The sequence below is a fragment of the Streptomyces phaeofaciens genome (genome assembly GCF_014648915.1).
Lineage (GTDB): Bacteria > Actinomycetota > Actinomycetes > Streptomycetales > Streptomycetaceae > Streptomyces > Streptomyces phaeofaciens.
Genome location: NZ_BMSA01000045.1, coordinates 38,075 through 44,765, shown reverse-complemented (window position 1 = coordinate 44,765; position 6,691 = coordinate 38,075). Strand labels below are relative to the sequence as shown.

4 protein-coding genes are annotated in these 6,691 nt (G+C 69.9%); all 4 read right to left on the bottom strand.

The window, feature by feature from the left end; translation table 11 throughout:
* Nucleotides 1–138: 138 nt before the first annotated feature.
* The 4 genes from IE275_RS42220 to IE275_RS42205 all read right to left on the bottom strand — a co-directional run bounded on the left by IE275_RS42220 (nt 139) and on the right by IE275_RS42205 (nt 6,543).
* Nucleotides 139–3,267 carry a lantibiotic dehydratase gene (locus IE275_RS42220; RefSeq protein ID WP_189718007.1) on the bottom strand — a complete coding sequence of 1,043 codons (3,129 nt, stop codon included), beginning with the start codon at nt 3,265–3,267 and terminating at the stop codon, nt 139–141.
* Between the two features lie 52 nt (nt 3,268–3,319).
* Nucleotides 3,320–3,484: a hypothetical protein gene (locus tag IE275_RS42215; protein ID WP_189718006.1), complete on the bottom strand. Its 165-nt coding sequence runs from the start codon at nt 3,482–3,484 to the stop codon at nt 3,320–3,322.
* A gap of 234 nt (nt 3,485–3,718) precedes the next feature.
* Complete coding sequence (locus IE275_RS42210; RefSeq protein WP_189718005.1) at nt 3,719–5,131, bottom strand: glutamine synthetase family protein; 1,413 nt, start codon at nt 5,129–5,131, stop codon at nt 3,719–3,721.
* Complete coding sequence (locus tag IE275_RS42205) at nt 5,131–6,543, bottom strand: amino acid permease (RefSeq protein WP_189718004.1); 1,413 nt, start codon at nt 6,541–6,543, stop codon at nt 5,131–5,133. Before IE275_RS42205 ends, IE275_RS42210 begins: the two co-directional genes overlap by 1 nt.
* Nucleotides 6,544–6,691 lie beyond the last annotated feature (148 nt).

Sequence of the window (6,691 nt, the reverse complement as noted above, 5' to 3'; positions counted from 1 at the left end):
CAGTCCACTGTCCCGTCACGGCAGACCAGGGCAGCGGTCTGCATGTCTCCGATGAGCGCGTAGTCCTCGATGGGATGAGGCATAGATCCAGATCCGTCCCTTGGGGGCGCAGTGCGGCTTGTGTGGTGCGCGGGTCAGTCAGGGCATCGGCTTGCTGCGGGGTCGTGTGGCAGCCAGGGCGACGGCCCGGGCCAGGCGCCAGGCGATGCCGTCGGCGGGTTCGCGGACGAGGCGGAGGTGAGCGGCCAGGAGCGCGTGCAGCACGGTGTCCACGTTCGGGCGCCGAACACCGGCAAGTGCTGCGCGGTGCTCGCCCAATGCCGTATGGCGTGCCGACCAGGGGCCTTCAACGAGGTCTGCTCCGGCGGGAGTCCGCCGGAGTCCGCACCAGTCGTCGTCTGGGTCGGCGATCGTGCGGGCCTGTTTCAGCAGTGCCGGGGAAAGTCGTCCGGTGGTGGGCGGCTTTGGCTGGGCGGACAGCCAGTGCATCCCGTTCGCGGTGCTCTGGTAGATGCCAGTCACGACGGCCACGATGTTCGCTGCCGCGAGCACCGGCGGAGGGGCCAAGGTGTGAAGGTGGGCGTGCTGGTAGGCGACCACTGCCGAGTCGGTCGCCCAGACCTCTTCCGCAGCCCTCAGCGTCCTGCGGGTCCCCCACAGGCCGGTGTGCGGCCGGTAGGGGGCGAAGACGACGTCGTTCATGACGCCGGTGTCGAGCAGGTGAGCTGCCCACGCGCCGAGCGTCGTTACCGCGTCGCCGGTGTGCGAGGGATCGGAGAGGCGGATGGTCAGTGAGGTGTGCGGCGGTTCTTCCGTGTCGCGGGAGGAGATCCACCAGATTGAGCGGGGCAGATCTGCAACGAGTGTCGGCAGGTGGTCGATCAGCAGGGCGTGCCGGTCCTGCGGCTGGCAGTAGAGCTTGGCGGACACGTACGGGGAGGCGCCGGGCAGGTGAGCCTGGTCGCGCTCGACGAGCGGGGCGTGGCGCACGGGCGGTGCTGGCCGGCGTGGCGCCTTGGAGGACAGGTAGGTCACGATCTCGTGGGGCCGGCCGTCGCACCATCCGTAGGCGTCGGCTGGTTCGGCCTCGGTGAGTGTGAGCTGGCCCAGCGACCGGAACCGCTCCAGACGCGTGCGCAGCAGCGCGCGGTGGGAGGGGTCCTGCAGGTCCAGCCGAAGTCGCACATCCCAGTGCGTCAGGTGGACATGCCGGGGAAGCCGCCAGTGCTCCCGCAGTGCGGCGAAGGCCTCCTCCCAGTCGTCGACGCCTGCGTCCGGGCCGGGCAGACCGGCGTGGTCAAGGCGCCAGGTGGCCGGGCTCAGGATGCTGCGGCCCGCTCGTACCCGGGGCTTGGCGGCCAGGTGCCGGGCGGCACCCCAGTCCCAGGCGGCCGAGTCGCCGATGCTGCCGATGAGCCGGCTGCTCTGGCCGCGTTGCATCTCGTCGAGGAACCGGGCAACTCCCGGGGTCTGGCATTCGATCTGGAGCGGGTGGGGGATCGCGGCCTCGAGGACCTGCCGTCGTGAGAGCGAGACCAGGTGCAGCCGGTCTTGGTGCCAGATCACAGCGAGGTCGTCGGGCGAGAAGACACCGGAGTCGGCTTCGCGGTATTCGGACAGGGAGATGAGCGGTGCGATCAGGCGAGGGGTGTGGGTGATGTGGATGGCCTGCGGCAGCAGTGCGGGGAAGGCGAGCTGTACGGGGAGGGCGCCGTGCACGGTGGTCGGCCGGCGGGCCAGAAGTCCCAGCAGGTCGCTGGGGCTTTCCTGGCGGGCGAGCAGAGCGGCGAACCGGCCACCGCTGAAGTGCCCCCACCCGCGGCTGACGCGGCGAACGTCAAGGGTGAACTCCCCGTCGTTCAGTGCCTTCGTGCTGGGCGCGTACACGGAGGCGGTCAGCTCCACGTGAGGGGGCGCGTCCGCAGCGGCGGCTGGCCGATGGCCGGCGAGCTGCTCGATGAGGTTCTCGTCGAGGACCAGATCCTGACCGGCGGCGACGGCGCGCTGGGCGGCGGCCACCAGAAGTCGGTCACGGCGCCCAGTGTCCTGATACGGTGCCCGCACGGTGCCGTGGTAGTCCTCGGGCAGACCGAGCCCGGTGTGCGGGTCGAGGAGATCCATCAGGGGAACGAGCGCTTCTTCGCCGTACCGGCGGTAGAACCGGTCACGGTAGCGGTTCCAGGCCAGGGCCCCGTGCGGCTCCGGCGTGACCCGGGCGAGCACACTCGCTGCCGCCTCCGCCTCCCAGGCCACCGCCCGGGGAACCGTTATGTCGGCATCCAGTTTCACGTCCACGGCGAGCGGGGCGGGCCGGTCAACGATCTGGCGCATCCGCTCACTGACAGCGATCCGGTGTCGCTCCGGTGCCGTGGGGTCCTGGGGGTGCTGATGGTTGAGCGAGTCGACCTGCGTGTGAATCTCCCGCAGGGCCGCCACCAGGCTCGCCGAGGAGGAGGACGGCATGGCGGAGGGGTCCCCCAGTTCCCGCACCACGTGCCCCAAGGCGTCGATGTCGGTGCTTGAGGGCTGGAGGCTGGTCAGCAGTATGCGCCGGGAGATCAGCAGGTCCAGCAGCTCCTCGCAGCCGGGCACCCCGAGCTCGGGATGGTCGGCGGCCAGCTTGTCGACCACCTCGCGATAGGGCAGCGGGACGGCCGTCATCCGCACGACGTCTTCGACCGCCGCAGTGCGCCGCACCGTCACTTCGTGCACCGCGGTTCCCGTCGCGTCCAACGCGCGCGGCCGCCACGGCAGGACCAGCCGCTCACCGCGGACCCGCAGGACGTTGCTGGCCGTGATCCGCAGACGCCGCCGCACCTCCGGCACCGCCTCAAGTTGTTGGACCACGGCAGCGAGCCACTCCCCCTCCGCGCGCGTGAGCAGCTGATGGCCTGTCCCCCACCGCGCCTCGGCCTCTGGGCCGAACCGGCCCTCAGCGATGCCGGCGAACAATCCGAACGGCGTCACGCGGTACGAGAGACGCAGGACGTAGCTGAGCAGGGACATGGTGAGCCGTCGGACTTCTTCCACGTCCACAGGCTCTTCCGCGAGGCCGTCGATCTCGCGGGCAAGGTCGGGACTCGCATGCCGCACGGCGGCCGCGACCTGCGGGATGCCGGCGAGCTCGAGCACCCACCGGCGCCAGGACAGCGCCTGCTCAGGTGTGTTGGTGCTCAGGTCAGGGGCCGGCGGAACCCGGAGGCCGTGGAGGAGTACGGAGCGCACCATGATTTCGCGTTGGGCGCGGAAGGCGGGTCGGGAGCTCATGTCGCCTCGGTCTTCTTGCTGGAAGCGGTAGGGATCGGACAGGACAGGTTGGTCACGCGTCGCCGAAGAAGTGCCGCAGTGCGTCTGCGGTGCCAGGTACTTCGTTCTCTTGGAGATCAAGGAACTCGACGAGCGGAGGTTGGCCGGTCTGCTGGGGACGGCCGGTGTCGGGTGCGTCGGTGAGCTCCGATGTCGTTGCGAGGCCGGCAGCGGTCATGGTCAGGGCTCCAAGGGGGAGGTGATGTGGCTGATGAGAGCTGGAGGCGAGGGCAGTGACGATGGGGTGAACCAGCAGGGGCCGGCTGAGTGGGGCCGTCCAGGTGCACCTGCCCGAAGGCTGCGCGCAGGTCACGTCACCGACGGCGATCTGCGCGCTTCCATAGCCGATCGGGCGCTGTTGAGGACGCGGACGGGTCCGCCCCCGGAACGAGCGACTGAGGCGGCGCGGCTGTCAGGCCCGGCCGATGGCGCGTTGACGTTCGATGTCGGTGACGTGGCCGCGCTGGTGGCCGATCTCAAGGCGGGCGGCCCGGGTGTAGTGGTCGACGACGCGCTTCCCGAACGCCGTCCCGGGAAACGTGCTGCCGGTGAAGTGGCCGAGGGCCTCGGCCAAGTCGCCGGGAACGGGAACCGCGTGTGCTGAGTAGGCGTCGCCGGTGCAGGGCGGGGGCAGCTCTGGGTTGTCGTCGAAGCCGTGCACGATGGAGGCGCAGGCGGCGGCGAGTGCCAAGTAAGGGTTTGCGTCGGCGCCGGCCCACCGGGCTTCCAGATGGGTGCCCTCGCCGGTGCTGGTGCCGGTGACGCGGACGGCGCAGCCGCGGTTGTCGAAACCCCAGGTGTGGCGGGTGGGGGCGAAGGAATGGGGGCGGTAGCGCTTGTAGGAGTTGATGGTGGGTGCGTACAGCGGGGCCAGGTGCGGCATGCCGGAGATCAGTCCGGCGATGGCCCGATCCATGGCCGGGGGCAGGTCTGCGTGGCGATTGCAGGCGAAGGCGTTGGCGCCGTTGTCCGTCCACAGGGACAGATGGAGGTGCAGGCCGCTGCCCACGTCGTTGGAGGGGGCGGCCATCCACACGGCGGTCATGCCCCGGCGCTGGGCGAGGTCGTCCACGATCAGCCGGTAGGCGGGGTAGGCGTCGCATGCTGCCAGGGGGTCGCCGTAGGCGAACGTCATCTCGACCTGGCCGGGAGCACCCTCGGTCTTGATGGCTTCGACGGGGATGCCGGCCAGGCGGAGGTCCTCGTGGAGGTCGCGGAGGAATGCGCCGGCCTTCAGCGGGTGGGCGAGGGCGTAGTCGAGGTTGTGGGGCCAGGCCGGGCGCAGATCACGGTATCCGGAGCGGTGGAGGGCGTCAGGGGTGCCGTTGACGAGCAGGAACTCGCTCTCGATGCCCACGGCGACGCGGAAGCCGTGGTGGGCGAGGTGGTCCAGTTGCGCGCGCAGCATGTGGCGGGGGGCGATGTCGACGGGGGTGCCGTCGTGGTCGAAGACGTCACCGATCACCATGGCGGTGCCCGGTTGGTAGGGCAGCGTGCGTGCGGTGGCGGTGTCAGCCTTCACCTGGACGTCGCCGAATCCCTGGTCCCAGCCGGTCAGGGCGAAGTCGCTGAGGGGGGTCATGTCGACGTCGGTGGCCAGGGTGTAGGCACACATCTCCGCCTGGCCGCCGAGCCTGTCCATGAAGAGGGGGGCGTCGAGGATCTTTCCTCGCGGACGGCCTCGCATGTCCGGTACGGCGAGCATCACCCGGGTGATCTTCCCGCTCTCCACGGCCTGTGCCAGCCAGGTCCCTTCCGGCGGGGCGCCGACGCTGTCCTGCTCGCGGTCTTGGTTCGGCTCCTGGTGCTGTTGTTCGTCGGCCATCACACGAGACCTTCCACGAGTGCCTGGTCGGACGGGGTGGTGAGCTGGTAGTCGCGGCGGCCCTTGGTGACCCAGGTCAGCCAGGCCAGGAGCAGGGCGACGGCCAGCGAGACGCCGGCGTAGTTGAACGTGTCCGCGGTGATCGGGGAACTCTGGGGCAGGCAGAAGACCACGGTGATGGCCAGGACGTAGAGGACGGCGATCCAGCCGACAGGGCGCCGCCAGCGGCCGAGCGTCCACGGGCCAGGCGTATAGGCCGTGCCCTTGCGCAGGGCGAGGTAGACGGGGATGCCGTAGGAGGGGATCATGCCGACGGCGTTGATCGCGGTGATCGCCCCGTAGGCTGCCGGGGAGTACAGCGCGGGCAGAGCCAGGACGAGGGGCGCGCCGACGGCCAGCCATACCGCCGCCACCGGGGTCTGCGTCGTGCCGCTGACCTTCTGCCAGAGGTGCGACCAGGGCAGGGCGCGGCTGCGGGAGAACGCCCAGATCATGCGGGAGGCGGCCGCGACCTCTGCGTTTCCGCAGAACAGCATGGCCACGATCACGACCAGCAGCAGCACCTTGGCCCCGAAGACGCCCAGGACGTCGAGGAAGATCTGCGCCGGAGCGACGCCGGTCGCCGAGTTCAGGGTGCCCTGGTAGTCCTGGATGGACATCAGCAGTGCCACCAGCAGGAAGAAGCCGGCCACCCATGACACCCAGATCGATCTGACGATGCCTCGGGGTGCGGAGTTCTGCGCGTCGGTGGTCTCCTCCGCGACGTGGGAGCTGGCGTCGTAGCCGCAGAAGGTGTAGCCGGGCAGCAGGGCGCCGATCAGGCACACGTACAGCACGCTGTCGAAGCCGCTCGTGTTGGCGAAGTGGGTGAACACGAACTCCGGCGAGCGGTGCTGGACGGGGGCGAGGAGCAGCGCGAGGACGATGGCGGCGACGCCGCCGATCATCCACCACGCCCCGATGGAGTTGAGGGCGTTGACGACGCGGACACCGCGCACGTTGACCAGACCGTGCACCGCGAGGATGCACGCGAAGATCAGTATTGTGAGGCCGGGTGTGGGGTTGATGCCCCACTGCATCTGTGCGAAGGCGCCCGTGAAGACGGCGGCGCCGTAGTCGATGCCGGCGATGGCGCCGAGCAGGCCGAGGAGGTTGAGCCACCCGGTGGTCCAGCCCCAGCGCGGCCCGCCGAGCTTCTCGGCCATGAAGTAGGGGCCGCCGGAGGTGGGGTAGGCGGAGACCACGTCGGCCAGGGACATGCCCATCAGCAGTGTGAGAAGGCCGATCAGGGCCCAGCTGCCCAGCATGACGACGGGCCCGCCGTGGCCGAGGCCGTAGCCGAACAGGCTCATGCCTCCGGCCAGGACGCAGATGACGGCGAAGCTGATCGCGAAGTTGCCGAATCGTCCCATCCTGCGTGACAGTTCGGGCTTGATGCCCAGCTGCTGAAGGACAGCGTCATCGGCGGCGGCTAACGGTGGGGTGGCAGATCGCGGCACAGAACGTCCTTGGTGTCGTCGAGAAGGGGTGCTGGGAGAAGGAGGCGGAGTGGCGGCGTTC

Coding starts and splice junctions, on each gene's coding strand:
- IE275_RS42220 (WP_189718007.1), bottom strand. CDS start 3,267: ATGAGCTCCCGACCCGCCTTCCGCGCCCAACGCGAAATCATGGTGCGC.
- IE275_RS42215 (WP_189718006.1), bottom strand. CDS start 3,484: ATGACCGCTGCCGGCCTCGCAACGACATCGGAGCTCACCGACGCACCC.
- IE275_RS42210 (WP_189718005.1), bottom strand. CDS start 5,131: ATGGCCGACGAACAACAGCACCAGGAGCCGAACCAAGACCGCGAGCAG.
- IE275_RS42205 (WP_189718004.1), bottom strand. CDS start 6,543: ATGGGACGATTCGGCAACTTCGCGATCAGCTTCGCCGTCATCTGCGTC.